Source organism: Streptomyces telluris (assembly GCF_024519335.1).
GTDB classification, from domain to species: domain Bacteria; phylum Actinomycetota; class Actinomycetes; order Streptomycetales; family Streptomycetaceae; genus Streptomyces; species Streptomyces telluris.
Map to the genome: position 1 here is coordinate 348,068 of NZ_JANIID010000002.1, position 23,464 is coordinate 371,531.

24 protein-coding genes are annotated in these 23,464 nt (G+C 70.3%); 4 read left to right on the plus strand and 20 right to left on the minus strand.

Annotation, left to right across the window (positions count from 1 at the left end):
- Positions 1-51 precede the first annotated feature (51 nt).
- Complete coding sequence (locus NQU55_RS03565) at positions 52-900, minus strand: 3-hydroxyacyl-CoA dehydrogenase family protein (protein WP_168095901.1); 849 nt, start codon at positions 898-900, stop codon at positions 52-54.
- A gap of 247 nt (positions 901-1,147) precedes the next feature.
- Here NQU55_RS03565 and NQU55_RS03570 point away from each other — a divergent pair, with 247 nt between their 5' ends.
- Positions 1,148-1,720 carry a cob(I)yrinic acid a,c-diamide adenosyltransferase gene (locus tag NQU55_RS03570; RefSeq protein ID WP_256789674.1) on the plus strand — a complete coding sequence of 191 codons (573 nt, stop codon included), beginning with the start codon at positions 1,148-1,150 and terminating at the stop codon, positions 1,718-1,720.
- 30 nt (positions 1,721-1,750) lie between these two features.
- Here the strand turns inward: NQU55_RS03570 and NQU55_RS03575 are convergent, their stop codons facing one another.
- Complete coding sequence (locus NQU55_RS03575; protein ID WP_256789675.1) at positions 1,751-2,332, minus strand: hypothetical protein; 582 nt, start codon at positions 2,330-2,332, stop codon at positions 1,751-1,753.
- 159 nt (positions 2,333-2,491) lie between these two features.
- On the opposite strand from NQU55_RS03575, the gene NQU55_RS03580 reads away from it, so the two are divergent.
- The 3 genes from NQU55_RS03580 to NQU55_RS03590 all read left to right on the plus strand — a co-directional run bounded on the left by NQU55_RS03580 (position 2,492) and on the right by NQU55_RS03590 (position 6,786).
- A complete protein-coding gene (locus tag NQU55_RS03580) occupies positions 2,492-3,697 on the plus strand; it encodes a sensor histidine kinase (RefSeq protein ID WP_168094836.1) in 1,206 nt (401 codons plus the stop codon).
- Positions 3,694-4,383 (plus strand): response regulator, encoded by a 690-nt coding sequence (locus NQU55_RS03585; RefSeq protein WP_256789678.1) that lies wholly within the window; start codon positions 3,694-3,696, stop codon positions 4,381-4,383. Before NQU55_RS03580 ends, NQU55_RS03585 begins: the two co-directional genes overlap by 4 nt.
- 81 nt (positions 4,384-4,464) lie before the next feature.
- The gene (locus tag NQU55_RS03590; RefSeq protein ID WP_168094837.1) at positions 4,465-6,786 is read left to right on the plus strand and encodes a glycosyl hydrolase family 18 protein; all 2,322 of its coding nucleotides are present in this window, start codon (positions 4,465-4,467) and stop codon (positions 6,784-6,786) included.
- Positions 6,787-6,849: 63 nt separating this feature from the next.
- On the opposite strand, the gene NQU55_RS03595 is transcribed toward NQU55_RS03590, so the two are convergent.
- The 18 genes from NQU55_RS03595 to NQU55_RS03680 all read right to left on the minus strand — a co-directional run bounded on the left by NQU55_RS03595 (position 6,850) and on the right by NQU55_RS03680 (position 23,408).
- Complete coding sequence (locus NQU55_RS03595) at positions 6,850-7,299, minus strand: DUF2550 domain-containing protein (protein ID WP_168094838.1); 450 nt, start codon at positions 7,297-7,299, stop codon at positions 6,850-6,852.
- A gap of 117 nt (positions 7,300-7,416) precedes the next feature.
- Positions 7,417-7,791: a F0F1 ATP synthase subunit epsilon gene (locus tag NQU55_RS03600; protein WP_058046298.1), complete on the minus strand. Its 375-nt coding sequence runs from the start codon at positions 7,789-7,791 to the stop codon at positions 7,417-7,419.
- Positions 7,792-7,905: 114 nt separating this feature from the next.
- The gene (gene atpD, locus NQU55_RS03605; RefSeq protein ID WP_168094839.1) at positions 7,906-9,348 is read right to left on the minus strand and encodes a F0F1 ATP synthase subunit beta; all 1,443 of its coding nucleotides are present in this window, start codon (positions 9,346-9,348) and stop codon (positions 7,906-7,908) included.
- Positions 9,348-10,271: a F0F1 ATP synthase subunit gamma gene (locus tag NQU55_RS03610; RefSeq protein WP_256789680.1), complete on the minus strand. Its 924-nt coding sequence runs from the start codon at positions 10,269-10,271 to the stop codon at positions 9,348-9,350. The genes atpD and NQU55_RS03610 overlap by 1 nt, the downstream gene beginning before the upstream one ends.
- A gap of 2 nt (positions 10,272-10,273) precedes the next feature.
- On the minus strand, positions 10,274-11,845 hold the full coding sequence (gene atpA / locus NQU55_RS03615) for a F0F1 ATP synthase subunit alpha (RefSeq protein ID WP_168096505.1): 1,572 nt from the start codon (positions 11,843-11,845) through the stop codon (positions 10,274-10,276).
- A 136-nt stretch (positions 11,846-11,981) separates the two neighbouring features.
- Positions 11,982-12,800, minus strand: a complete 819-nt coding sequence (locus NQU55_RS03620) for a F0F1 ATP synthase subunit delta (RefSeq protein WP_168096504.1) — start codon at positions 12,798-12,800, stop codon at positions 11,982-11,984.
- Positions 12,797-13,366, minus strand: coding sequence for a F0F1 ATP synthase subunit B (locus tag NQU55_RS03625; protein WP_256789681.1), 570 nt, complete (start codon positions 13,364-13,366; stop codon positions 12,797-12,799). The genes NQU55_RS03620 and NQU55_RS03625 overlap by 4 nt, the downstream gene beginning before the upstream one ends.
- Positions 13,367-13,407: 41 nt before the next feature.
- Positions 13,408-13,659 carry an ATP synthase F0 subunit C gene (gene atpE, locus NQU55_RS03630; RefSeq protein ID WP_030367998.1) on the minus strand — a complete coding sequence of 84 codons (252 nt, stop codon included), beginning with the start codon at positions 13,657-13,659 and terminating at the stop codon, positions 13,408-13,410.
- A 76-nt stretch (positions 13,660-13,735) separates the two neighbouring features.
- On the minus strand, positions 13,736-14,545 hold the full coding sequence (gene atpB, locus NQU55_RS03635) for a F0F1 ATP synthase subunit A (RefSeq protein ID WP_063278443.1): 810 nt from the start codon (positions 14,543-14,545) through the stop codon (positions 13,736-13,738).
- A 258-nt stretch (positions 14,546-14,803) separates the two neighbouring features.
- Positions 14,804-15,241, minus strand: coding sequence for a Cg1360 family ATP-synthase-associated protein (locus tag NQU55_RS03640; RefSeq protein WP_168096859.1), 438 nt, complete (start codon positions 15,239-15,241; stop codon positions 14,804-14,806).
- 309 nt (positions 15,242-15,550) lie between these two features.
- Complete coding sequence (locus tag NQU55_RS03645; RefSeq protein ID WP_168096081.1) at positions 15,551-16,906, minus strand: MraY family glycosyltransferase; 1,356 nt, start codon at positions 16,904-16,906, stop codon at positions 15,551-15,553.
- 111 nt (positions 16,907-17,017) lie between these two features.
- The gene (gene glyA / locus NQU55_RS03650; protein ID WP_168096082.1) at positions 17,018-18,292 is read right to left on the minus strand and encodes a serine hydroxymethyltransferase; all 1,275 of its coding nucleotides are present in this window, start codon (positions 18,290-18,292) and stop codon (positions 17,018-17,020) included.
- 92 nt (positions 18,293-18,384) lie between these two features.
- Positions 18,385-19,044, minus strand: a complete 660-nt coding sequence (locus tag NQU55_RS03655) for an arsenate reductase/protein-tyrosine-phosphatase family protein (protein WP_168096083.1) — start codon at positions 19,042-19,044, stop codon at positions 18,385-18,387.
- Positions 19,041-19,688 carry an L-threonylcarbamoyladenylate synthase gene (locus NQU55_RS03660; protein WP_058046287.1) on the minus strand — a complete coding sequence of 216 codons (648 nt, stop codon included), beginning with the start codon at positions 19,686-19,688 and terminating at the stop codon, positions 19,041-19,043. Before NQU55_RS03660 ends, NQU55_RS03655 begins: the two co-directional genes overlap by 4 nt.
- A 52-nt stretch (positions 19,689-19,740) precedes the next feature.
- The gene (prmC, locus tag NQU55_RS03665) at positions 19,741-20,586 is read right to left on the minus strand and encodes a peptide chain release factor N(5)-glutamine methyltransferase (RefSeq protein ID WP_058046286.1); all 846 of its coding nucleotides are present in this window, start codon (positions 20,584-20,586) and stop codon (positions 19,741-19,743) included.
- Between the two features lie 96 nt (positions 20,587-20,682).
- Entirely contained in the window at positions 20,683-21,762 is a 1,080-nt protein-coding gene (prfA, locus tag NQU55_RS03670; protein ID WP_190022139.1) for a peptide chain release factor 1, read from the minus strand.
- Positions 21,763-21,868: 106 nt separating this feature from the next.
- Positions 21,869-22,090, minus strand: a complete 222-nt coding sequence (gene rpmE / locus NQU55_RS03675) for a 50S ribosomal protein L31 (RefSeq protein WP_168091417.1) — start codon at positions 22,088-22,090, stop codon at positions 21,869-21,871.
- A 199-nt stretch (positions 22,091-22,289) separates the two neighbouring features.
- On the minus strand, positions 22,290-23,408 hold the full coding sequence (locus NQU55_RS03680; RefSeq protein WP_168091418.1) for an LCP family protein: 1,119 nt from the start codon (positions 23,406-23,408) through the stop codon (positions 22,290-22,292).
- Positions 23,409-23,464: the final 56 nt, after the last annotated feature.

Genomic DNA, 23,464 nt, shown 5'->3' on the forward strand with positions numbered 1-23,464 from the left:
TAATTCACCCTGGAGGGTGAATTAGGTATCGGTTACCCGGCCGGAGCCGATTCAGTGCTGGTAAAAGCCCTGACCGCTCTTACGGCCCAGGTCGCCCGCGTCGACCATGCGGCGCATGATCTCCGGCGGCGCGAACTTCTCGTCCTGGCACTCGGTGTAGATGTTCCCCGTGGCGTGCATCAGGATGTCGATGCCCGTCAGGTCGGCCGTGGCCAGCGGGCCCATCGCGTGGCCGAAGCCCAGCTTGCAGGCGATGTCGATGTCCTCGGCGGTGGCCACGCCCGACTCGTACAGCTTGGCGGCCTCGACGACGAGGGCCGAGATCAGCCGGGTGGTGACGAAGCCGGCGACGTCGCGGTTGACGACGATGCAGGTCTTGCCGACGCCCTCGGCGAACTCACGAGCCTTGGCCAGCGTCTCGTCGCTGGTCTTGTAGCCGCGGACCAGCTCGCACAGCTGCATCATCGGCACCGGCGAGAAGAAGTGGGCGCCGACGACGCGCTCGGGGCGCTGCGTGGCCGCCGCGATCTTGGTGATCGGGATGGCGGAGGTGTTGGAGGCGAGGACGGTCTCGTCCTTCACCAGACCGTCCAGGGTGCGGAAGATGTCCCGCTTGGTGTCGATGTCCTCGAAGACGGCCTCGACGACGATGTCCGCGTCGGCGGCCGCGTCCAGGTCCGTCGTGGTGGTGATGCGGGCGAGGGCCGCCTCGGCCGCGGCGGCCTCCAGCTTGCCCTTGGAGACGAACTTGTCGTACGAGGCCTTGATGCCGTCCGTGCCGCGCTGCAGCGCCGCGTCGGTGACGTCCCGCAGCACGACGTCCCACCCGGCCTGGGCGGAGACCTGCGCGATACCGGACCCCATCAGTCCGGCCCCGATGACGGCGAGCTTCTTGGCCACGGCTGTCCCCTTACTCCCTGTGCACATAGCTGTTCTCAACGCACTCTCCGCCGGACCTTAGCGCCCGTCGCGGCGCGGTTGGGCGGTTAGAGATGCGCGTCACGTCCCACATGACGGACATCACATCGAGACGCCCACTGGCCGGTTCCCACACTGCAGTTGGGCCCCTCCAGCCTCAGACGTCACAGGGGTGGCGCGGTGCGCGTCGGCCTCGGCAGGCCCCCGCCGCGTGGCTAGGCTCGTACCCATGGTCAACCTGACGCGCATTTACACCCGCACCGGTGATAAGGGCACCACCGCCCTCGGCGACATGAGCCGCACCGTGAAGACCGACACCCGCATCGCCGCCTACGCCGACGCCAACGAGGCCAACGCCGCGATCGGGGTGGCGATCGCGCTCGGGCAGCTGCCCGAGGAGATCGTGAAGGTGCTCGTCCGCATCCAGAACGACCTCTTCGACGTCGGTGCCGACCTGGCCACGCCCGTCGCCGAGAACCCCAAGTACCCGCCGCTGCGCGTGGAGCAGTCCTACGTCGACAAGCTGGAGGCGGACTGCGACCGCTTCCTGGAGGACCTGGAGAAGCTCCGCAGCTTCATCCTGCCGGGCGGCACGCCCGGGGCGGCGCTGCTGCACCAAGCCTGCACGGTCGTGCGCCGCGCGGAGCGCTCCACCTGGGCGGCGATGGAACTCCACGCGGACATCATGAACCCCCTGACAGCCACCTACCTCAACCGCCTCTCCGACCTCTTGTTCATTCTCGCGAGGACGGCGAACAAGGAGGTCGGGGACGTGCTGTGGGTCCCGGGCGAGAACCGCTGACACGCGGCGGGCCCGGGACCCGGGGAGGCGTCAGCGCTTCAGTTCCTCCGGGCTCGGGGTCTGCTTCGGCTCCTCCGCGGCCGGCGCCTGCTTCGGCCAGAGGGTGTAGCTCGCCGCGATGGCCAGGTTGATTCCGGCCACGATCAGCATCTTCGTCTGCCATGCCCGCAGCGAGCTGGTGTCGCCCGCGTCCCCGACGTACCAGACCGCCGCCTGCAGCAGGCCGAGCGCGACCGCGCAGGACAGGATCCAGCGGGCGGCGGTCTTCCACTCGTGGGCGGTGCGGGCGGCGCCGTACTTCGGCGGCTTCACCGGCGGCGGGCCGCCCGCGAAGCGGTGGGCGAAGCGGACGTCGACCCACTTGATCGTGGCGTGGCCGAGGCCGACGGAGTAGCCGATGTAGACGGCGGCCAGACCGTGCCTCATGCCCGCCTGCGCACCGTTCTTCAGGTCGACCGCGGTCGCGATGAGCAGGACCAGCTCCAGCACGGGCTCCAGCAGCAGCACGGCGATCCCCGCCCGCGGCATCTTCGCCAGGTACCGCAGGCTCAGGCCGCCGGCCAGCAGCACCCAGAAGCCGACCTCGCAGACGACGATCAGCGTGACGATCACGGTTCTCTCCCTTCCCTCCCTTCCAGACTCCCTGCCGTGACCAGCGGATTCGTCGTCACGCGTGACGATTCGGGACTGCATCCTTCGATGTAGTGCGCGGCCCGCCGCACCCTCCCGCAGCGCGTCCCGGCGGCTCCCGCCGCATGCTGTGATGTACACATGCCCGACCGCCCCCTGCGCCTGCCCCGCCGTCCCGACCGCGACGCCGTCCTGATCGCGGCCACCGGCCTGCTGGGCGGCCTGGCGCTGTGGCTGCTGGACCTGCACAACAACCCGCCGCTGGCCGCGCTGCCCGGCTGGCTGTCGCTGGTCGCGCTGGGCGTCATGTGCTGCGCCGAGCTGCTGCGGCGCAGCGCCCCGCTGACGGCGCTCACCGTGGGCACGCTCACGCTCGCCCTCGACATCTGTACGGGCTCGCTCGTCGCGACGATCGCGATGTACACGGACGTCGTCTACGCGGCGGTGCTCTACGGCCGCCCGTCCGTCGCCTGGCGCATCCCCCGCGTCACCGAGGTGCTGACGGTGCTGGGGACGCTGCTGGCCGTGGCGCTGATCCGCACACCGGAGGCGCTGCTGATCGGCTTCGGCTTCGGGGTGCTGATCATCGCGCCGGCGTGGACCGGCGCGGGCATCCGCCGGCACCGCGACGACGCTCGCGCGGCCCGCCTGGAGGCCGAGCGGACGGCGCTGCTGGCGGAGCTGGACCGCCGCGAGGCGGTGGGCGCCGAGCGCGCCCGGATGGCGCGCGAGCTGCACGACATGGTCGCGGGCCACTTGTCGGCGATCGCGATCCACTCCACGGCGGCGCTGTCGATCGGGGAGGCGAAGGCGTCGGAGGAGGCGCTCGCCGTGATCCGGGAGAACAGCGTGCAGGGCCTGGCCGAAATGCGCCGGCTCATCGGGCTGCTGCGGCAGGCGGGCGGCGAGGAGGAGCCGGCGGCCTCGCCCCGTCTCGACGGTGTGGACGCGCTCCTCGCCCACGCCCGCAAGGCCGTCCGCGACGACCGCTTCCGCTTCGTCCTGGACGACGGGCGGGGGCCGGTGCCGCTCCCGGCGCCGACGGAGCTCGCGGCGTACCGCATCGTCCAGGAGTCGCTGACCAACGCGGTCAAGCACGCGGCGCCGGGCGAGGTGACGGTGCGTCTGGCGCGCGAGGACCGCGGATGGCTGGCGGTGGAGGTGACGAGCGCCTACGGCGCGGGGCCGGGGCCGCGGGCGCCGGGTTCGGGGGCGGGGCTGGTCGGCATGGGCGAGCGGGTGGCCCTGCTGGACGGGGAGTTCGAGGCGGGCCCGGTGGCGGGCCCGGACGGCAAGTGCTGGCGCGTGCGGGCGGTGCTGCCCGTACCGGAGGAAGGAACACCGTGACCACCACATCCCCCGCGGACGCCCCCGGGATCCGCGTCCTGGTCGCCGAGGACCAGGCGTCCGTACGCTCCGGGCTGGTGCTGATCCTGCGTTCGGCGCCGGGCGTCGAGGTCGTCGGGGAGGCGGCCGACGGCGAGGAGGCCGTCCGGCTGGCCCGCGAGCTGCGCCCGGACCTGGTGCTGATGGACGTGCAGATGCCGCGCCTGGACGGTGTTTCGGCCACCCGGCAGGTGGTCGCCGAGCAGCTCGCCGACGTCCTGGTGCTGACCACGTTCGACCTGGACGAGTACGTCTTCGGGGCGCTGCGCGCGGGCGCGGCGGGCTTCCTGCTCAAGGACAGCGACGCCGCCGGTCTCATCGCGGCGGTGCGGACGGTGGCGGCCGGCGAGGGGCTGATCTCCCCGGCGGTGACGCGCCGCCTGATCGCGGAGTTCGCGCGCCCGGCGCAGGGCCGGATGCCGGGCGCCGAGGAGCCCGCGGCGCTGGAGACGCTGACCCGTCGTGAGCGCGAGGTGCTGGCGGCGCTGGGCGAGGGGCTGTCGAACGCGGAGATCGCGGGCCGTCTGGGCATGGCGGAGGCGACGGTGAAGACGCACGTCAGCAGGTTGCTGAACAAGCTGGAGCTGCGCAGCAGGGTGCAAGCGGCGGTGCTGGCCCGGGAGTTGGGATTGGTCCAGTCCTCTTGACCATTGGTACGGACCTTCTTACGCTCCCCGAGCAGCTGTGCACCCCCCACCTGTCCGCACCTCTCTGCGAGGAGCACCCCCTTGAGCACAGGAACCTCAGGAAGCATCGGCCGCACCTTACGAAGAGCGGTGGCCGCCCTGGCCACGCTCGCACTGCCCGCCACCGCGCTCGTCGGCCTGACGGCCGCCCCGGCCCACGCGGCACCCTCCGCGACGGCGACATTCGTCAAGACCTCCGACTGGGGAACGGGCTTCCAGGCGGAGTGGACGGTCAAGAACACCGGCACCACGGCCATCACCGCCTGGACCGTCGAGTGGGACTTCCCCTCCACCACCACGGTCGGGGCCTACTGGGACGCCCTGCTCACGAGCTCGGGCTCCCACCACACCGCCAAGAACCGCGAGTACAACGGCACCATCGCCCCCGGCGCGAGCGTCACCTTCGGCTTCGTCGGCTCCGGTGACGGCGCCCCCACGGGCTGCCGGCTCGACGGCGGTCCCTGCGACGGCTCCTCCGCCGACACCCCGCCCAGCGCCCCCGGGCAGCCCTCCTCCACCGGCGTCACGGCCGACAGCATCGCGCTGACGTGGGCCGCCGCCACGGACGACAAGGCCGTCAAGAACTACGACGTCTACCGCGGCGACAGCGTCGTCGGCACGGTCTCCGGCACCGCCTTCACCGACACCGGACTCAGCGCCGACACCGACTACACGTACAAGGTCGTCGCCCGCGACTCGGCCGGCCAGACCGGCCCGGCGAGCCCGCCCGCCACCCTGCGCACGGGCAGCGGCGGCGGCACCGACAAGCCGCCCTCCGCCCCCGGCACCCCGCAGGCGACCGCGGTCACCGACACCTCCGTCGCCCTGAAGTGGCCCGCCGCCACCGACGACAAGGGCATCAAGAACTACGACGTCTACCGCGGCACCGCGAAGGTCGCCACGGTCGGCAAGCTCGCCCACACCGACACCGGCCTCACCACGGGCACCGACTACACCTACACCGTGGTCGCCCGGGACTCCGCGGGCCAGACCGGCAAGGCCAGCGCGCCGCTGACCGTGCGCACCACGGGCGGCGGCGGGCCGCAGCCCGGCGCGGGCTACGCCAAGGTCGGCTACTTCGTGCAGTGGGGCATCTACGGCCGCGGCTACACCGTGAAGTCCCTGGAGACCACGGGCGCCGCCGCCAAGCTCACCCACATCAACTACTCCTTCTCCAATATCCACCCCACCGACCTCACGTGTCTCAATGGGGTCACCAAGGCCACCACGCCCAACCCCCAGGACCCCAGCCAGGGCGACGGCGCGGGCGACTCCTGGGCCGATTACGAGAAGGGCTTCGGCGCGGGCGAATCCGTCGACGGCGTCGGCGACACCTGGGACCAGAAGCTGGCCGGCAACTTCAACCAGCTGAAGAAGCTCAAGGCCAAGCACCCCAGCCTCAAGATCAATATGTCCATCGGCGGCTGGACCTACAGCAAGTACTTCTCGGACGTCGCCAAGACGGACGCCTCCCGGCAGAAGTTCGTCAAGTCCTGCATCGACATGTACATCAAGGGCGACCTGCCGGTCACCAACGGGCGCGGCGGCCCGGGCGTCGCCGCCGGGATCTTCGACGGCTTCGACATCGACTGGGAGTGGCCCGGCGCCGAGGGCCACGCCGGCAACCACGTCTCCAAGGACGACAAGGCCAACAACACCCTGCTCTTCGCCGAGTTCCGCCGCCAGCTCGACGCCCTGAGCTCGACGACCGGCAGGAAGTACCTGCTCACGGCCTTCACCCCGGCCGACCCGGCGAAGATCGACGCGGGCTGGGACATCACCACCAAGGACGGCACGCCCGGCGTCTTCGACTACATGGACTTCGCCAACGTCCAGGGCTACGACTTCCACGGCTCCGGCAGCGACAACAGCTGGGAACCCAAGCGCACCGGCCACCAGGGGAACCTCTACCAGGACGCCAAGGACCCGTACACGACGAAGTTCAGCGTCGAGAAGACCGTCCAGACCTACCTCGACGCCGGGGTCGACCCCAAGAAGGTCGTGCTCGGGCTGGCCTTCTACGGGCGCGGCTGGCAGCAGGTCGCCGACGGCGGCGAGCGCGGCGTCTGGCAGACGGCGAACGGGGCGGCACCCGGCCAGTTCCCGGAGGAGTCGGGGACGCGCGGCTACGACAACCTGATCGCGTCCGTCGCGGGCCTCACCGTCCACCACGACGAGCAGTCGGTCGCCACGTACGGCTACACCGGCAACAACGGGCAGTGGTGGACGTTCGACGACGTCTGGTCGATCAGCAAGAAGACGTCCTGGCTCAAGCCGAAGGGCCTGGGCGGCGTGATGATCTGGGAGATGTCGGGTGACAGCGGAACGCTGATGACGGCCGTGGACAACGGCTTGCGTTCCTGACGGGCAAAATCGCCGGCCGGGCTTGATATGTCAAGCCCGGCCGGCGATCGAGGCCACAGGAAGCTAAGCCACGTTCACCCGCTGGCCGGGAGGGGCGGCCTCCAGCCAGGCGAGAAAACCGGTGAGGGCGTCCTCGCTCATCGCCAGCTCCAGGCGCGTCCCCTGGTGCACACAGATCAGCACGACCGCGTCGGACAGCAGCGCGAGCTCCTCGTCGCCGAGGGGCGACCGCCGCTCCAGCACCTCGATGGAAGCGCGCTCCAGCAGCCTCCGGGGCCGCGGCGCGTACGAGAAGACCCGGAACCACTCGATCCGGTCACTGTTGTAGCGGGCGACGCCGTACACCCAGCCCTTGCCGTCCGGCGTGGGGTCCTTCTCCGGGACGTTCCAGCGCAGACTGCAGTCGAACGTACCGCCGGAGCGCTGGATCAGGCGCCTCCGCAGCCCGAAGACGAAGAGCCCCACCAGCACCAGCAGGACGACGACGCCGCTCACGAGCAGAGCGAGGACCATCTCCACCGACCTCCTCGCAACATCTAGAGCAACGGGCTTGTATTGCCTCAGCCGCGGACCGCCCTGGAGTGTTCCAGTGCGGTCCGCGGCTGAGGGACGAACTCAGTGGGCCGTGGGCTAGTGAACGCCCGCGACCGCACGCAGCCGGACGTCGGCGCGCCGCTCGGCGGCGGCGTCCGCCGCCGACTTGGCGCGCTCGAGCGCCCGCTCCGCACGCTTGACGTCGATCTCGTCGGCAAGCTCCGCGATCTCGGCGAGCAGCGAGAGCTTGTCGTCCGCGAACGAGATGAACCCACCGTGCACCGCGGCGACGACGTTGCCGTCGGCGGTCCTGATGGTCACCGGGCCGGACTCCAGCACACCGAGCAGCGGCTGGTGGCCGGGCATGACGCCGATGTCGCCCGATGTGGTACGCGCGATGACCAGAGTGGCCTCGCCGGACCAGACGCTTCGGTCCGCCGCGACCAGCTCGACGTGCAGCTCAGCAGCCAACGTGGCTCCTCGGGTCTTCACCTGCCGGGCACGGCAGGTGTTGGGTCAAAGAATAGGGGACGTGGCTGCCGGGGGCGGGAGCGCCCCGCCCCCGGCAGCTGGTGAGCACGAGGCTCAGGAGACGCCCAGCTCCTTGGCGTTCTTCTTCAGGTCCTCGAGACCACCGCACATGAAGAAGGCCTGCTCGGGGAAGTGGTCGTACTCACCGTCGCAGATGGCGTTGAACGCCGCGATGGACTCGTCCAGCGGGACGTCGGAGCCGTCGACACCGGTGAACTGCTTCGCCGCGTGGGTGTTCTGCGACAGGAAGCGCTCGACACGGCGGGCGCGGTGGACAACGAGCTTGTCCTCCTCGCCGAGCTCGTCGATACCGAGGATCGCGATGATGTCCTGGAGGTCCTTGTACTTCTGCAGGATCCCCTTGACCCGCGAGGCGGTGTCGTAGTGGTCCTGCGCGATGTAGCGCGGGTCCAGGATGCGGGACGTCGAGTCCAGCGGGTCCACCGCCGGGTAGATGCCCTTCTCCGAGATCGGACGCGACAGAACGGTCGTGGCGTCCAGGTGGGCGAAGGTCGTCGCCGGGGCCGGGTCGGTCAGGTCGTCCGCGGGGACGTAGATCGCCTGCATCGAGGTGATCGAGTGACCACGGGTCGAGGTGATGCGCTCCTGCAGGATGCCCATCTCGTCCGCGAGGTTCGGCTGGTAACCCACCGCGGAGGGCATGCGGCCCAGCAGGGTGGAGACCTCGGAACCGGCCTGGGTGAAGCGGAAGATGTTGTCGATGAAGAACAGCACGTCCTGCTTCTGCACATCGCGGAAGTACTCCGCCATGGTCAGACCGGCCAGGGCGACGCGCAGACGGGTGCCCGGGGGCTCGTCCATCTGACCGAAGACCAGCGCGGTCTTGTCGAGAACGCCGGCCTCCTCCATCTCGACCATGAGGTCGTTGCCCTCACGGGTGCGCTCACCGACACCGGCGAAGACGGAAACGCCCTCGTGCAGCTTGGCCACACGCATGATCATTTCCTGGATCAGCACGGTCTTGCCGACACCGGCACCACCGAACAGACCGATCTTGCCGCCCTTGACGTACGGGGTCAGCAGGTCGACGACCTTCAGGCCGGTCTCGAACATCTCGGTCTTGGACTCGAGCTGGTCGAAGGCCGGGGCCTTGCGGTGGATGGACCAGCGCTCGGCGTCGGCGACCGTGGACGGGTCCTCGTTGAGGACCTGGCCCAGGGTGTTGAACACCTTGCCCTTGGTCACGTCACCGACGGGGACGGTGATGCCCGTGCCGGTGTTGGTCACCGGGGCCTGGCGGACCAGACCGTCGGTGGGCTGCATCGAGATGGAGCGGACCAGGCCCTCGCCCAGGTGCTGGGCGACCTCGAGGGTCAGGGTCTTGCGACCGCCCTCCTCGGCCGGGTCGTCGACCTCGACGTGCAGAGCGTTGTAGATCTCCGGCATCGCGTCGACGGGGAACTCCACGTCGACGACGGGGCCGATGACCCGCGCGACGCGGCCCGTGGCGGCGGCCGTCTCAACAGTGGTCGTCATTAGTTGTCACTCCCCGCGGTCGCGTCGGCCAGGGCGCTGGCGCCACCGACGATCTCGCTGATTTCCTGGGTGATGTCGGCCTGTCGGGCCGCATTGGCAAGCCGCGTGAGCGACTTGATGAGCTCTTCTGCGTTGTCGGTGGCGGACTTCATCGCACGACGACGGGCGGCGTGCTCGGAAGCCGCTGCCTGCAGCAGCGCGTTGTAGATCCGGGACTCCACGTACCGCGGCAGCAGTGCGTCGAGGACCCCTTCGGCCGACGGCTCGAAGTCGAACAGCGGCAGGATCCGGCCCGGCGCGGCAGCCTCCTGCTCCGCCGGGGCCTTCTCCAGGCTCAGCGGCAGCAGGCGGTTGTCGACCGGCGTCTGCGTCATCATCGAGACGAACTCGGTGAAGACGATGTGCAGCTCGTCCACGCCGCCCTCGGCCGTGTCCTGCTGAACGGCCTCGATCAGCGGACCCGCGATGCGCTTGGCGTCGGCGTAGGTCGGGCTGTCGGTGAAGCCGGTCCAGGACTCCGCCACCGGGCGCTCGCGGAAGCCGTAGTACGCGACGCCCTTGCGGCCGACGATGTACGTGACGACGTCCTTGCCCTCGGCCTTGAGCCGCTCGGTGAGCCGCTCCGCCGCCTTGATGGCGTTGGAGGAGTAGCCGCCGGCCAGACCGCGGTCGCTCGTGACGAGCAGCACCGCGGCCCGGACCGGGTTCTCCGCCTCGGTGGTCAGGGCGTGCTTGGTGGTGGAGCCGGTGGCAACCGCGGTCACTGCCCGGGTGAGCTCACTGGCGTACGGAGTGGATGCGGCCACCTGGCGCTGTGCCTTGACGATGCGCGAGGCGGCGATCATCTCCATCGCCTTGGTGATCTTCTTGGTCGCGGAGACGGACTTGATCCGCCTCTTGTAGACCCGGAGCTGGGCACCCATGCTCAGCCCTCGCCCAGCAGCTTGCCGTCCGAGGTCTCGAACTGCTGCTTGAAGGACGCGATCGCGTCGCCCACGGCCTGCAGCGTGTCGTCGGACATCTTGCCGCCCTCGACGATGCTGGTCATCAGGCCCTTGTGCTCGCGGTGCAGGAAGTCCAGCAGCTCGCGCTCGAAGCGGCGGATGTCCTCGACCGGGACGTCGTCCATCTTGCCGGTGGTGCCGGCCCAGATGGAGACGACCTGGTCCTCGGTGGAGTACGGGGCGTACTGGGCCTGCTTCAGCAGCTCGACCATGCGCTTGCCGCGCTCCAGCGAGGCCTTCGACGCGGCGTCCAGGTCGGAGCCGAAGGCGGCGAACGCCTCCAGCTCACGGAACTGGGCGAGGTCCACGCGGAGGCGGCCGGAGACCTGCTTCATGGCCTTGTGCTGGGCGGAGCCACCGACACGGGAGACCGAGATACCGACGTTCAGGGCCGGGCGCTGGCCGGCGTTGAACAGGTCGGACTCCAGGAAGCACTGGCCGTCGGTGATGGAGATGACGTTGGTCGGGATGAACGCCGAGACGTCGTTGGCCTTGGTCTCGACGATCGGCAGACCGGTCATGGAACCGGAACCCATCTCGTCGGAGAGCTTGGCGCAGCGCTCCAGCAGACGCGAGTGCAGGTAGAAGACGTCACCCGGGTAGGCCTCACGGCCCGGCGGGCGGCGCAGCAGCAGGGACACGGCGCGGTAGGCGTCGGCCTGCTTCGACAGGTCGTCGAAGACGATCAGGACGTGCTTGCCCTGGTACATCCAGTGCTGACCGATGGCCGAGCCGGTGTAGGGGGCGAGGAACTTGAAGCCCGCCGGGTCGGACGCGGGGGCCGCGACGATCGTCGTGTACTCCAGCGCACCGGCCTCCTCCAGCGCCGCGCGCACGGAGGCGATGGTCGAGCCCTTCTGGCCGATGGCGACGTAGATGCAGCGGACCTGCTTCTTCGGGTCGCCGGTGCGCCAGTTGTCGCGCTGGTTGATGATCGTGTCGACGGCCAGCGCGGTCTTGCCGGTCTGGCGGTCACCGATGATCAGCTGACGCTGACCGCGGCCGACCGGGGTCATCGCGTCGACGGCCTTGTAGCCGGTCTCCATCGGCTCGTGGACCGACTTGCGCTGCATGACCGTGGGGGCCTGCAGCTCAAGGGCGCGCCGGCCCTCGGTCGCGATCTCGCCGAGGCCGTCGATCGGGTTGCCCAGCGGGTCGACGACGCGGCCGAGGTAGCCCTCGCCGACCGCGACGGAGAGCACCTCACCGGTGCGCTGCACCGGCTGGCCCTCCTCGATGCCGCTGAACTCGCCGAGGACGACCGCACCGATCTCGCGCTCCTCGAGGTTGAGGGCGAGACCGAGGGTTCCGTCCTCGAACCGCAGCAGCTCGTTCGCCATGGCCGAGGGAAGGCCCTCGACCTTAGCGATGCCGTCGCCGGCAACGCTGACCGTACCGACCTCCTCGCGCGAGGCCGCGTCCGGCTTGTACGCCTGGACAAAGTTCTCCAGCGCGTCCCGGATCTCCTCCGGCCGGATCGTGAGCTCCGCCATCTGGGTTCCCTGCTCTCCTTGTTGGGCCCGAAGTATTTCTTCTCCGGAGGCTGGGTTCCGCAGCGGTGCTGCGGGCCCCCGGAGGACACCGTCGGCCCAACTCGGGCCGTCAGTCATGCTCTTGAGTTGGTGGCTGTCAGCCGGCCGTCATCCGACGGTCCGCCTCGGCGAGACGGTCCGCGATGCTGCCGTTGATGACCTCGTCGCCGATCCGCACCTGCACACCGCCGATGATCTCGGGGTCGATGTCCAGGTTGAGGTGGACACGGCGCCCGTACAGCTTGGCGAGCGCGTCACCGAGGCGCTGCTTCTGGGCATCGCTCATCGGCACCGCGGAGGTGACCACTGCGACCACACGGTCCCGGCGGTCCGCGGCCAGCTTGGAGAGGGCGTTGAGCCCCGCCTCCAGGCTACGGCCCCGCGGCTGTGCCACAAGACGGACAACGAGACGCTCGGTGACCGGATTGGCCCGGCCCCCCAGCAGCTCGCTCACCAGGCCGGCCTTGGCCGAGCGGTTCGCGACCTTGTCCGTCAGCGCGGCCCGCAGCTCGGAGCTGGAGGCGACGATGCGGCCGAAGCGGAACAGCTCGTCCTCGACGTCGTCCAGGACACCGGCGCGGTCGGCGGCGATGAACTCGGCGCCGGAGGCCAGCTCCTCGATCGCGTCCACCAGGTCGCGCGAGCGCGACCAGCGGGACCGGACCATCCCGGAGACCAGGTCGGCGCACTCGCCGCCCACCTGGCCGCCGAGCAGACGCCCGGCCAGCTGGGACTTGGCCTCGCCCGCCTGGGCGGGGTCGGTCAGGACCCGGCGCAGCGAGACCTCGCGGTCCAGCAGCGCGGTGACCGCGGCGAGGTCGTCGGCGAGCTTCACCGCATCCACGGAGGTGTTGTCCGCCAGCGCGTCGAGGCGCTCACGTGCGGAGGCCTGCGCCTCCCGGCTCGCTCCACTCATCGGTTCGCCTCTGCCTTCGTCGCACCGGCCGCCGCCTTGGCCTCGAGGTCGTCGAGGAAGCGGTCGATGGTCCGGCTCTGCCGGGCCGCGTCCGCGAGGGACTCGCCGACGATCCGGCCGGCCAGGTCGCCGGCGAGCTTGCCCACGTCCTGGCGGAGCGAGGCCGAAGCGGCCTTGCGGTCGGCCTCGATCTGGGCGTGCCCGGCAGCGATGATCTCCTCGCGCTGACGCTCACCCTCGGACCGCATCTCTACGATCATCGACGCGCCCTGCTCCTGCGCCTCCTGGCGCATGCGGGCGGCCTCATGGCGGGCGTCGGCGAGCTGGGCCCGGTAGTCCTCGAGCACCTGCTGGGCCTCGGCCTGGGCGGCCTCGGCCTTCTCCATGCCGCCTTCGATGGCCTCGCGGCGCTCGTCCAGAGTCGAGTTGATCTTCGGGAGGAGCTTCTTGCCGAGGAAGATGAAGACGATGGCGAAGGCGATCAGGCCGATGACGAGCTCTGGGAGCGGGGGCAGGAGCGGGCTTTCCAGCTCCCCCTCACTCGCCAGGACTGCCAGGGGATTCACATCAATGCCTTCCGTCGAAAACAGTGGTCGTCAGACGGTGATCAGGAGGACGGGTAGACGAACGGCATGACCAGACCGATCAGGGCGAGCGCCTCACAGAAGGCGAAGCCGAGGATCTGGTTGGCGCGGATCAGGCCGGCGGCCTCGGGCTGGCGGGCCAGGGCCTGGGTGCCGTTACCGAAGACGATGCCGACGCCGACGCCGGGGCCGATCGCGGCGAGGCCGTAGCCGATCGAGCCGAGGTTGCCCTTGATCTCGACACCAGCGGCGATGGTCTGGAGAGCAGCAGACATGCTCGTTCTTCCTTCTCTTTCACGAACCGGTGGGGGTTGGCCACCGGACGACTGTTGGTCTGGGGAGCGGGGGTGCTCAGTGGTGCTCTGCGAGCGCGCCCTGGACGTAGTTGGTGGCCAGCAGCACGAAGACGTACGCCTGGACGGCCTGGATGAACAGCTCGAAGGCGGTCATCACGATGGTCATCACGAAGGAGACACCGGCGTAGGCGATGCCGATCCCGTTCAGCAGGTACCAGCTGGCGATGGTGAACATCAGGATCAGCAGGTGACCGGCGAACATGTTGGCGAAGAGCCGCACCGCGTGGGTGAAGGGCCGGATGATCACGTTCGAGAAGAACTCGAGGACCACGGCGAGCGGGAGGATCGGGCCGAGCGACTTGTCGTAGCCGACGATGTTCTTCAGGCCGCCGACGAAGCCGTGCTTCTTGAACGTCAGGTACATCCACAGGACGTAGACGATCAGGGCGAGCGCCGCCGGGAAGGCGATGATCGACGTCACCGGGAACTGGGCGACCGGAATGATCGACCAGAGGTTCATGATCCAGACGAAGAAGAACAGCGAGACCATGAAGGGGACGTACTTCTCGCCCTCCTTCTTGCCGAGCGAGTCGTAGACGATGCCGCGGCGCACGAAGTCGTAGCCCGCCTCACCGACCATCTGCAGCTTGCCGGGGACCACCTTGGCCCGGCCGAAGGCCGCCCAGAAGAAGCCGATGACGATGACCGTCGTCAGCACGGCCAGCAGCATGGGCTTGTTGAACTCGATGCCGCCGACGGTGAAGAGCGGCTCGAACAGGAACGAGTGGAGGCCCGGGGCTGGGAAGCCGCACCCATCGAAGATGTGGCAATCGGTCTCGAAGGCGAGCATCTGGTCAGCACTCACCGCGAGCTCCTTCAGCGTGGCGCATAGGTACGGCAACCTCGTTGTGTCGGCGCGGCGCACAGCCGCGGAACGGCACTGGACTGGTCTTGCGGATGGGGGGGCGGGTGATCGGCGCGGGGCCGGTCGCGGGCATCAGCTGCATGGACTGCCGATTCCGTCCCGGGAAACTCGGGTGTTCAGCTGCCTGCGCCCACTGTGCCTCAGATGGCACCGGACGATAGCAGGTGAGCGTCGGCACCTTTATCGCGGCCCTACCGGTCACGTCGGAGACCCGGCGGGCGCGGACTTCTTCGCCTCGACGGATTCCGGATCGACATAAAGGATCTTGGCCTTCAGATACGCCCGGGTCTGCGCGGCAGTCCACACGAGGACCGCGCCGAGCAGCGCGAAGGCGAACGCCCGGGTGTTGAACAGCGACGTGTCCCGGAAGGCCGCGAGAACGACCGCGGAGATCAGGAACTGTGTCACATAGAGCACCAGACCCATGGCCTGGAACAGGTGCGGGAAGGACTTCGCCGTGCGCTGGAGAACGAACAGGCCCATGGCCATCACGCCGCCCGCCACGAGGGTGCCGACGACGGCGCCGACCGCACCCTTGCCGCCGGCGAGCACACCGCTCACGGCGGCGGCGACGATGCCGGCCACGGCGGTCGGGACGGCGCACTGGAAGAGTGTTCGGGCGTCGTTGGACTGCATGAAGGGTTTCTCCGGCGATGAGGTCGGAAGCAACGATTCGTCGTGGACGAGCGTATCCCCGGAAATGCTCGCGACTTGCGACGGAGGACCGCCGCACTACGGTCCTTCGGCTCCAGCACCGGGTTTCGTGAACGGTATCACAAACTATTTGATGAGGTCTTTACCTACATCGTGTGCCCGACGTCACACGCAAGGGTCACGTCGCTGGTCATAGCGCTGACGAGGCGAAAGATCTCTGATAGAGACACCGACTCGCATTTTCGCCCGGATGCCTCCCCCGAACCCCGGAATGGATGCCTCCGGATGGTGTCAGCCGTTGCTGCTGATCCTCCGGGCGTGCGCGAAGCGCGAACGGTCGCCGATGGCCGTGGCCCCGTGCACCCCGGCCGGCACGGGCTCGCGCTCCTCCCCCGGCTCCGCGGGCTCCGCACCGGCCGGCACGGCCTCCGCCGCGGGCTCCGCGGCGGCCGCCTCCGGCTCCGCGGCGGTCACCTTGCGGCGGCGGTAGCGCGGCGGCACGAACGCCTCGGCCCAGCGGGGGGCGCGCGGCTTGAAGCGCGGCAGCAGCAGGAGGACGAGACCGGCCGCGCTGAGCGCGACGATCAGCAGCAGGATCCAGGTGCTCGCCGAGTGCACGGAATAGGCGACCGTGCCGAAGGCGATGAGCCCCGACCAGAAATACATGATCAGAACCGCACGGCTGTGCGAATGGCCGATTTCCAGCAGCCGGTGGTGCAGGTGACCGCGGTCCGCGGCGAACGGCGACTGCCCGTTCCAGGTGCGCCGCACGATGGCGAGCAGAAGATCCGCGACGGGCACCGCGATCACCGTCAGCGGCAGCAGCAGCGGGATGTAGACCGGCACCGTGGCGTGCACGACCGCGCGCTCCGAACCGCCCGTGAATGCATTGAGCACATCGGGGTCGACCTGGCCGGTGATGGAGATGGCGCCCGCCGCGAGCACGAGGCCGATGAGCATCGAGCCCGAATCGCCCATAAAGATACGTGCAGGGTGCATATTGTGCGGGAGGAATCCCAGGCACATGCCCATCAGGATCGCGGCGAACAGCGTCGCGGGCGCGGCCGCCTCCACGTTGTGGCCGAACCACAGGCGGTAGGCGTACAGGAAGAACGCGGCGGCGGCGATGCACACCATTCCGGAGGCCAGGCCGTCCAGGCCGTCGACGAAATTGACCGCGTTGATGGTGATGACCACGAGGGCGACCGTCAGCAGCGTGCCCTGCATGGGGGTGAGCCCGACCGTGCCCACGCCGGGCACCGGGATCCACAGGATCGTCAGGCCCTGGAGCACCATCACACCGGCGGCGATCATCTGGCCGCCCAGCTTGACCAGGGCGTCCACGCCCCACTTGTCGTCCAGCACGCCGAGGATCCAGATCAGCCCGGCGCCCGACAGCAGCGCCCGCGGCTCGCTGTGCAGCTCGAAGACCTTGCCCAGGTTCGACAGGTGGGCCGCCACCAGCAGGCCCGCGCACAGGCCGCCGAACATCGCGATACCGCCGAGCCGCGGCGTCGGTTCCCGGTGCACGTCGCGGGCGCGGATCTCCGGCATCGCGCCGGCCACGATCGCGAACTTCCGCACCGGTCCCGTCAGCAGATAGGTGACTGCCGCGGTGACGCACAGCGTCAGCAGGTATTCACGCACGGGCTGCCCCAGAGGTCGCGCTGGACATCACAGCCCCACACCATATTCGCGTCCGCCCCCGATCCGTGAATACAGCTGTAGACGTACGGCCACCCGCGATGGTTGCAGCCGTCAGATGTGCGCGGGATAAGGAGCGTAGAGCGGGAAGCCCGCCGCGAGCCGGGCGACCTCCCCGCGCAGGCCCCCGCCCTGCCCCGCGCCCCGCAGCGCCGCCCCGATCAGCGCGCCGATCCGGGCCATCTCCGGCTCCCGCATGCCCTGCGTCGTCACGGCGGCGGTGCCCAGCCGCAGGCCGTGCGCCGCGCCGTGGGGCAGTCCGCAGACGTCCAGGACGATGCCCGCGGCGGCGAGCCGGCCGCGGGCCGTGGCGGCCTCCTGGGCGAGCCCGGAGACGTCGGCGGTGATGATGTGCGTATCGGTGCCGCCCGTGGCCACAGCGAGGCCCTCAGAGGCCAGGACGGCGGCAAGGGCGCGAGCGTTGGCCACCACCTGATGGGCGTACGCGGTGAAGGCCGGCGTCGCCGCCTCCCCGAAGGCCACCGCCTTCGCCGCGACGGTGTGCATCTGCGCGCCGCCCTGGGAGAACGGGAAGACCGCGCGGTCGACCCGGCCCGCGAGCTCCGCACGGCAGAGGATCATGCCGCCGCGCGGGCCGCGCAGCACCTTGTGGGTGGTCGCGCACACCACGTCGGCGTACGGCACGGGGTTCGGCGCCGCTCCCCCGGCGACCAGCCCGATGGGGTGGGCTGCGTCCACGATCAGGTACGCGCCCGTCTCGTCGGCGATCTCCCGGAAGGCCGCGTAGTCGGGGTGGCGCGGGTAGGAGATCGAGCCGCAGACGATCGCCCGGGGCCGGTGCTCGCGGGCCAGCGCCCGGACCTCGTCGTAGTCGATCAGGCCGGTGTCGCGGCGCACGCCGTAGCCGGTGAAGTCGAACCAGCGGCCGGAGAAGTTCGCGGGCGAGCCGTGCGTGAGGTGCCCGCCGTGCCGCAGGCCCATGGCCAGCACCTTGTCGCCCGGGCGCAGCAGGGCGGCGTAGCCGGCGAGCACCGCGGCGGAGCCGGAGTGGGGCTGGACGTTGGCGTGCTCGGCGCCGAAGAGGGCCTTGGCGCGGTCGGCGGCGATGCGCTCGGCGAGGTCGACCAGCTCGCAGCCGCCGTGGTGGCGGGCGCCGGGATAGCCCTCGGCGTACTTGTTGGCGAGCGGGGAGCCGAGGGCCGCGAGGACGGCGGGCGAGGTGAAGTTCTCGGCGGCGATCAGCTGGAGGCCCGTGGACTGCCGCTCGATCTCGGCGAGCACCAGGCCCGCCAGCTCCGGGTCCTGGCGGCGCAGCGCGTCGAAGTCGGGACTCCAGTGGGTGTGGGGTGCTGCTGCGGTGACCGGCATGGCGCGCGCTCCGGACCTCGGTGGTGCACGGGGCATCGGAAGATGCGGTTGTGCCACCCAATGTAGGCCCGCGCCCGCGCCGGCGCAGGCGGTCAGGACCGGGCGGAGCGCCCGGTGAGTGCGGTGAGGACCGGGTCGAGGGCCTGGTTGATCTCGTCGCCGATGGAGCGGAAGAAGGTGATGGGGGCGCCGTAGGGGTCGTGGACCTCGTCGGCCTCCGCGTTCGGGGCGAGGAGCCAGCCGCGCAGGGCGGCGGCAGCCTGCACCAGGGCGCGGGCCCGCTCGACCACGCCGCCGGCCCGCTCGGGGTCCGGGAGGGTCGCGGGGTCTATGGCCCGCACCAGCCGGGTGAACTCCTTCAGCGTGAAGGTGCGCAGCCCGGCCGAGTGGCCCATGGAGATGACCTGGGCGCGGTGGTCGCGGGTGGCGGTCAGGACCAGGTCGGCGCGGATGACGTGCTCGTCGAGCAGCTCGCGGCCGGTGAATCCGTCCGGGTCGGCGCCGAGGTCGGCGAGGACCGTGGCGGCGTGCGCCTCCATCGGCGCCCCCTCGTGGCCCCAGGTGCCGGCGCTCTCCACGACCAGGCCGCCCGCGAAGGGGTCGCCGAGCCGGTCGGTGAGGGCATGGCGGGTCAGCCGCTCGGTGATGGGCGAGCGGCAGACGTTGCCGGTGCTGACGTGGAGGATGCGGAAGGTGTCGGCCTTGGCCGCCGTGTCCGGTCCCGCTATGCCACGCCCCTGCGGGGCGATCAATTCGCCACCTCGAGGTCGGGTACCACCTCGCGCAGCTGCTCGGCGCTGATCGCACCGGCGCGCAGCAGCACGGGGACCTTGCCGGTGACGTCCACGATGGAGGACGGCACGTCGGCGGGGGTGGGGCCGCCGTCGAGGTAGACGGAGACGGAGTCGCCGAGCATCTCCTGGGCGGCGTCGCAGTCCTGCGGCGCCGGGTGGCCGGTGAGGTTGGCGCTGGAGACGGCCATCGGGCCGAACTCGGTGAGCAGCTCGATGGCGACCGGGTGCAGCGGCATCCGGACGGCGACGGTGCCGCGGGTCTCGCCCAGGTCCCAGGTCAGGGACGGCTGGTGGTTGGCGACGAGGGTGAGCGCGCCGGGCCAGAAGGCGTCGACGAGCTCCCAGGCCTGCTCGGAGAAGTCCGTGACGAGGCCGTGCAGGGTGTTCGGGGAGCCGACGAGGACGGGCGAGGGCATGCCGCGGCCGCGGCCCTTGGCCTGCAGGAGATCGCCGACGGCCTCGCGGCTGAAGGCGTCCGCACCGATGCCGTACACGGTGTCGGTGGGCAGCACGACCAGCTCACCGCGGCGCACCGCGGCGACGGCCTCGCGCAGGCCGGTCTTGCGGTCGGTCGCGTCGCTGCAGTCGTATCGCCGTGCCATTAACGGACCTCCTCGTACGGGGTGAACAGGGCAGATGTCAGGGGTGCCGTCGTCACGGCATCGCCTTCCGCGCGGTGGCGAAGCGGGGGCGGTTGTTCAGGTCGGGGTGGTCGGCGGCGTCGGCCCAGCCGCGCTCCTCCGTGAAGATCCACGGGACCTGGCCGCCCTGGGTGTCGGCGTGCTCGATGACGACGACGCCGCCCGGGCGCAGCAGCCGGTGGGCGGTGCGCTCGATGCCGCGGATGGTGTCGAGGCCGTCCTCGCCGGAGAACAGGGCGAGCTGCGGGTCGTGGTCGCGGGCCTCGGGGGCGACGTACTCCCATTCGGTGAGCGGGATGTACGGCGGGTTGCTGACGACGAGGTCGACCTGGCCGTCGAGCTCGGGCAGCGCGGTGAGGGCGTCGCCGTGGTGGAGGGTCACGCGGGAGCCCTCGACGTTCTTGCGGGCCCAGCCGAGGGCGGTCTCGTCCAGCTCGACGGCGTGCACGCGCGAGCGGGGCACCTCCTGGGCGAGGGCGAGGGCGATGGCGCCCGAGCCCGTGCACAGGTCGACGATCAGGGGCTCGACGACGTCCATGGCCCGTACGGCGTCTATGGCCCAGCCGACGACCGACTCGGTCTCGGGGCGGGGGACGAAGACGCCGGGGCCGACCTGGAGCTCCAGGTAGCGGAAGAAGGCGCGGCCGGTGATGTGCTGGAGCGGCTCCCGGGCCTCGCGGCGGGCGACGGCCTCCCAGTAGCGGGCGTCGAAGTCGGCGTCCGCGACCTGGTGCAGCTCACCCCGCTTGACGCCGTGCACGAAGGCGGCGAGCTCCTCCGCGTCGAAGCGCGGAGAAGGTACGCCGGCGTCGGCCAGCCGCTGAGTGGCTTGCGCCACTTCGGCGAGCAGCAGATTCACAGTGGTCCTCTCGCGTCTTCGTATCGTCGTCCCCGGCCTGGGGACGGCCCCGGGGCGGGGCCGTTCCTGCGGTCGCGGACGGGCTTGCGGTCTGCGTCAGCCCGCGGCGGCGAGCTTGGCGGCGGAGTCGGCGTCCACGCACGCCTGGATCATCGGGTCCAGCTCGCCGTCGAGCACCTGGTCCAAGTTGTACGCCTTGAAGCCGACGCGGTGGTCCGAGATGCGGTTTTCCGGGAAGTTGTACGTCCGGATCTTCTCGGAGCGGTCGACGGTGCGCACCTGGCTGCGGCGGGCGTCGGCGGCCTCGGCCTCGGCCTTCTCCTGGGCCGCGGCGAGCAGCCGCGAGCGCAGGATGCGCAGGGCCTGCTCCTTGTTCTGGAGCTGGCTCTTCTCGTTCTGGCAGGAGGCGACGACGCCGGTCGGCAGGTGGGTGATGCGGACCGCGGAGTCGGTGGTGTTGACGGACTGGCCGCCGGGGCCGGAGGAGCGGTAGACGTCGATGCGCAGATCGTTCATGTTGATCTCGACGTCGACCTCCTCGGCCTCGGGCGTGACGAGCACGCCGGCGGCGGAGGTGTGGATGCGGCCCTGGGACTCGGTGGCCGGCACGCGCTGGACGCGGTGGACGCCGCCCTCGTACTTCAGCCGGGCCCACACGCCCTGGCCGGGCTCGGTGGCGCCGTTGCCGCCCTTGGTCTTCACCGCGACCTGGACGTCCTTGTAGCCGCCGAGCTCGGACTCGGTGGAGTCGATGATCTCGGTCTTCCAGCCGACGCGCTCGGCGTAGCGCAGGTACATGCGCAGCAGGTCGCCGGCGAACAGCGCGGACTCGTCGCCACCCGCACCGGCCTTGATCTCGAGGATGACGTCCTTGTCGTCGCTGGGGTCGCGCGGGACGAGGAGCAGGCGGAGCTTCTCGGTGAGCTCCTCGCGCTGCTTCTCCAGGTCCTTGACCTCGGCGGCGAAGTCGGGGTCGTCGGCGGCGAACTCGCGAGCGGTCTCGATGTCGTCCCCGGCCTGCTTCCAGGAGCGGTAGGTCCCGACGATCGGCGTCAGCTCGGCGTAGCGCTTGTTGAGCTTGCGGGCGTTGGCCTGGTCCGCGTGCACGGCGGGGTCGGCGAGCCGCTTCTCGAGGTCGGCGTGCTCGCCGATCAGTTCCTCGACTGCCTCGAACATGGGGTTTCCCTAGCTGCTGGAAGTGACGGGCCTGCTGGACGACAAAGCGCCGGTCCGGTCGCCCTCGCATACGGGAGGGCGGCCGAGGACCGGCGCCTGCGGGTCGCTACTTCTTGGCAGCGGCGGCCTTGCCGAAGCGGGCCTCGAAGCGGGCCACGCGGCCACCGGTGTCGAGGATCTTCTGCTTGCCCGTGTAGAACGGGTGGCACTCGGAGCACACGTCGGCACGGATGGTGCCGTCGTTGACGGTGCTACGCGTGGTGAACGAGGCGCCACAGGTGCAGCTGACCTGGGTCTCGACGTACTCCGGGTGGATGTCGCGCTTCAAGGGGTTCTCCTAGGTTCGGGAGGGCTCCGGGTCGTAGAGGCGGGATTGCCTTACGTGAACCGGGGCCGACGGACCAGTTTGCCAGTACTGGCCGCATCCCCCAAAACGGGAGGTCGCGGCCCGTTATTCCCAAGGGGTCCGGTGCCTGGTCAGCGGGGGTGCGGCGGCCGTCCGGCGGAGTGCCGTCCGGCGCCGAGGATCACTTGACGACGTCCTCGGCGCCCGTCTTGGCGCCCGCGCCGTCCTGGACGGCCGACTCCGGAATGGGCCGGTCCGCGCGGAGCGCGGTCCAGATCTGCTCGCTCGCCTCCGTCAGCGGGATCACCCGGTTGCGGTCGGCGGGGTCGTCGCCCACCGGCAGCGTCACCATGTGCATGTCGCCGGAGCCGATGCCCTTGAGGCCGTTGGCGAAGGAGTACAGCTTGTCGACCGAGGCCAGCTCGCGGTCGGTGGTGAGCGCCTTGGTGGCGGTGTCGGCGATCCCGTAGAGCTTGGTGGGGCTGGTGAACAGGCCGACCTGCTTGACCTGGTCCAGCAGCGCCTTGATGAACGCCTGCTGGAGCTTGATCCGGCCGAGGTCGCTGCCGTCGCCGACGGCCTTGCGGGTGCGGACGAGGCCCAGGGACTGCTCGCCGTTGAGCTTGTGGGTGCCGGCCTCGAGGTCGAGGTGGCTCGACTTGTCGTGGATGGCCTTGGTGGTGGTGACCTCCACGCCGCCCAGCTTGTCGATGAGCTTCCGGAAGCCGGCGAAGTCGACCTCCAGGTAGTGGTCCATGCGGATCCGCGTCATCGCCTCGACGGTCTTGACCGCGCAGACCGCGCCCCCGATGGAGTACGCCTCGTTGAACTGCCCGCGCTTGACCGCGGGGCTCGTCTTCCCCTCGGGGGTCCTGCACTCGGGGCGGGCGACGATGGTGTCGCGCGGGATCGAGACGATGCTGGCCTTCTTGTGACCCGCGTAGACGTGCACGATCATCGCCGTGTCGGAGCGGGAGCTGCCCTCGTCCCTGCCGTACTTGCCGTTGTCGCCGGCCCGGGAGTCGGAGCCGAGGACGAGGATGTCCTGCGAGCCGTTGTCGACGTCGTCCGGCCGGTTCTTGCCCAGGGCCGCGTTGATGTCGACGCTGCTGAGGTTCCCGTTGAACTTGTAGTAGAGGAACCCCGCCCCGGCGCCGCCCGCGAGGACCACACCGGCGGTCGTCCAGGCGGCTATTCGCCAGCCCTTGCGGCGGGGACGGGCCTTGCGGCGCCGGCCACGGGTCCCGCCGGCACGGCGGCGGTGCGAACCCGCTGCCGTGCCCATGCTCTCGTCGGCCATGCGCTCCTCAGTCCTCCACGGTCCCCGGGCGTCGCCCCGGCTTGTCCCCCCTGCGC

Coding starts and splice junctions, on each gene's coding strand:
- NQU55_RS03660 (WP_058046287.1), bottom strand. CDS start 19,688: ATGGCACGGCGATACGACTGCAGCGACGCGACCGACCGCAAGACCGGC.
- atpA (WP_168096505.1), bottom strand. CDS start 11,845: ATGGCGGAGCTCACGATCCGGCCGGAGGAGATCCGGGACGCGCTGGAG.
- NQU55_RS03570 (WP_256789674.1), top strand. CDS start 1,148: ATGGTCAACCTGACGCGCATTTACACCCGCACCGGTGATAAGGGCACC.
- atpE (WP_030367998.1), bottom strand. CDS start 13,659: ATGTCTGCTGCTCTCCAGACCATCGCCGCTGGTGTCGAGATCAAGGGC.
- NQU55_RS03595 (WP_168094838.1), bottom strand. CDS start 7,299: ATGGTCCTCGCTCTGCTCGTGAGCGGCGTCGTCGTCCTGCTGGTGCTG.
- atpD (WP_168094839.1), bottom strand. CDS start 9,348: ATGACGACCACTGTTGAGACGGCCGCCGCCACGGGCCGCGTCGCGCGG.
- NQU55_RS03680 (WP_168091418.1), bottom strand. CDS start 23,408: ATGGCCGACGAGAGCATGGGCACGGCAGCGGGTTCGCACCGCCGCCGT.
- NQU55_RS03640 (WP_168096859.1), bottom strand. CDS start 15,241: ATGCAGTCCAACGACGCCCGAACACTCTTCCAGTGCGCCGTCCCGACC.
- NQU55_RS03620 (WP_168096504.1), bottom strand. CDS start 12,800: ATGAGTGGAGCGAGCCGGGAGGCGCAGGCCTCCGCACGTGAGCGCCTC.
- NQU55_RS03580 (WP_168094836.1), top strand. CDS start 2,492: ATGCCCGACCGCCCCCTGCGCCTGCCCCGCCGTCCCGACCGCGACGCC.
- prfA (WP_190022139.1), bottom strand. CDS start 21,762: ATGTTCGAGGCAGTCGAGGAACTGATCGGCGAGCACGCCGACCTCGAG.
- glyA (WP_168096082.1), bottom strand. CDS start 18,292: ATGCCGGTCACCGCAGCAGCACCCCACACCCACTGGAGTCCCGACTTC.
- NQU55_RS03610 (WP_256789680.1), bottom strand. CDS start 10,271: ATGGGTGCCCAGCTCCGGGTCTACAAGAGGCGGATCAAGTCCGTCTCC.